The sequence below is a fragment of the Anaeromusa sp. genome, from assembly GCF_028691475.1.
GTDB lineage: Bacteria > Bacillota > Negativicutes > Anaeromusales > Anaeromusaceae > Anaeromusa.
In genome coordinates this window covers 1-2,270 of record NZ_JAQUZF010000120.1, presented here as the reverse complement: position 1 = coordinate 2,270, position 2,270 = coordinate 1, and the positions used below count along the sequence as shown (strand labels likewise).

Sequence of the window (2,270 nt, the reverse complement as noted above, 5' to 3'; positions counted from 1 at the left end):
CGCCGCTCCTTGCTCAGAATTGACCATCACCAGCGACACTCCCAGCGAATCAAACCACTCCGGCTGGTATTTCTCAATCCCCCAATAATCGGCGATCGTCACATCCGAGGCCCGCTGCACATCGGTAAAACGGCAGCAAGAACAGGATGGGCGCGTAATGGCCTTCACTTTAAAAAACAGCTCATAAAACCGGTCATCCTCCCGCAGCACCGTTTCGCCGTCCAAGGAAAATAGGAATCCTTTATTACTGTTAGCCCGGCTCCAGCCGTCTTTTTTCGAGCGAAACTGCACATGGGTCAGCTTGCCGGTATTCTCCTTTTCCAATAGCGTTTTATAGGCCTCCCAGATGTACGGGCTGGGAATGCTATGGCAAATCAGATCACATACATAAAGATTAGGCAGCAGCGGCGAACCTTGTAAAAAAGAACGCAACCCCGCCGTTTGGCAAGGAGTGCCGCTAAAGAGCACCTTGCGGCCCTTTTGCAAGTCCTCCTTAACCTGTATAAAGGTTTCTCCTAAATCACTTTGGACATACTTAGAAATACGCATACGATCTCGCTGCGCCGCCGTTTCCGCCCGTTTATGCGCAACACGAAACGTCTCGTCATAGTCGGCTCCATACACAACACCGCCCTGCCGTAGCACAGCATCCGAGAGTGCAGTAAAGGCGCCGCCGGAAGTGGATTGCTCCAACACCTCGCGCGAGCGATGACGGGCCGCATAAAATCGCGGCGGCCCTGCCTCTTTGAAATGACCGTCTTGTTGAAAAGGACAGCGCACCTTACATACGCCGCAATCAATGCAGTTTTCCTGCTGAATGTCCGGATATAAGAAACCTTCCTCATCTGCTTGCATGGCAATAGCCCCTTGAGGGCAAAGCCAAGCGCAGGCGCCACAGCCGGAACAATCTGTCTTATTTCCATAGACTCTTTCCATGCTCTACACACCGCCCTCTGGCCGCGCTTACCTTATTTACGCCAGCCCCATTTTCACCGCCATCACCAACAATAAAAAGCCGGTAACCGCCTTAATCCGGCATTGGATTTGGGGATGCAACAACCGTTCTCTAAGGCGCGAAACCAAAAAGATAAAGCATGCATACCATCCCAGCAACAAACCGACAAAAATCAGCGTCAACACCCAAACTTGCATTAATAGACTATAGGAATCATTCATATACTGTGGAAAGATCGACAGAAAAACAAACGCAGCCTGCACATTCAAAATATTGCTGCCGAAGCCTTTCAAAAAAGAATACCACAATGATTCCGTCGGCGCAGTACCCTTCTCGCCGCTTTCAGGCGATAAGGTCTGTCCCTGTAAAAGCCAGGCGCTCCTCAAGCTAGCCAACGCCAAAAACAACAAATAGGCCATACCGAGCCAACGTATCCAATTATGCAGTTGCGGCGACTCCCTCAAAAGCAGCATCAAGCCTAACCCGGATAAAAGCGCATAGACAAACATAGAAACCGCTACACCCATAACATTGCAAACCGCTGCCCGTTTACCAAGTACAAGACCCGACTGCAGCACCAATACCTGATTAGCACCAGGAGAAACAATCATCAACAAAACAAGTATAACAAAAGAATACAGTTCTCCTTGCCCAAACACAAAAGCACTCCTTTAAACCGTTTATACCAACTGCAACTGCATAGACTCCGGCACCATTTGCCGAAGATGCTCTTGCAACCGCCGCATCTCAAAAGCTTCCCAGGCCTCTTTTAGCGCAGCCCGCTCATCAATAAACGCATAAAACCAAAAGAAAGAATTCATTCCATGCAACAGTTGCCGCAGTTCCAGCTGCAAGCCCTCATCCAACGTAAGCGCAAAGTCTTCAAGCCACCGTTGCATCACGTCCCGAGTAATAGGCTTAATGTACACTAAATCACCGCCAGCCTCCCCCTTGTAAACAACCTGGCCAGAACTTAAATCAAGAAACGCTTTTCTCCCCCCCCTGCTGTGGCATAAGGCCGTCAGCCAATTCCTTAATGCGCACCTGCACAAGATTCTTAGGGGAATGATCATGCTGCCCGCTCTGCGTCATCTGCCGCCTCCATTGAGAAACATCCTAACCATTGATTTGGTTTTATTGTACATTGACATATTTCTAATGTAAAATGAATAAACGAGATACGATTAATTCATTTTATTTATAGGTGATGTATGCAACATTATGAGTTGGAAGTATTTTTGACTCTCGAAAAAACACGCTCTTTTACCAAAACAGCGGAGCTGCTGCACTTGTCTCAGCCCGCTATCAGTCATCG

General features: G+C 48.6%; 4 protein-coding genes. 1 reads left to right on the top strand and 3 read right to left on the bottom strand.

Annotation, left to right across the window (positions count from 1 at the left end):
* The 3 genes from PHF27_RS12305 to PHF27_RS12295 all read right to left on the bottom strand — a co-directional run.
* Positions 1-936, bottom strand: a 936-nt coding sequence (locus PHF27_RS12305) for a Coenzyme F420 hydrogenase/dehydrogenase, beta subunit C-terminal domain (RefSeq protein WP_300070523.1), incomplete at its 3' end; no start/stop codon positions are given.
* 36 nt (positions 937-972) lie between these two features.
* Positions 973-1,614 carry a LysE family translocator gene (locus PHF27_RS12300; protein WP_300070519.1) on the bottom strand — a complete coding sequence of 214 codons (642 nt, stop codon included), beginning with the start codon at positions 1,612-1,614 and terminating at the stop codon, positions 973-975.
* A gap of 21 nt (positions 1,615-1,635) precedes the next feature.
* Positions 1,636-1,884, bottom strand: coding sequence for a hypothetical protein (locus tag PHF27_RS12295; RefSeq protein ID WP_300070517.1), 249 nt, complete (start codon positions 1,882-1,884; stop codon positions 1,636-1,638).
* A 282-nt stretch (positions 1,885-2,166) separates the two neighbouring features.
* Between PHF27_RS12295 and PHF27_RS14345 the strand changes: the two genes are divergently transcribed.
* A partial coding sequence (locus tag PHF27_RS14345; RefSeq protein ID WP_363320063.1) for a LysR family transcriptional regulator occupies positions 2,167-2,270 on the top strand: 104 nt, incomplete at its 3' end.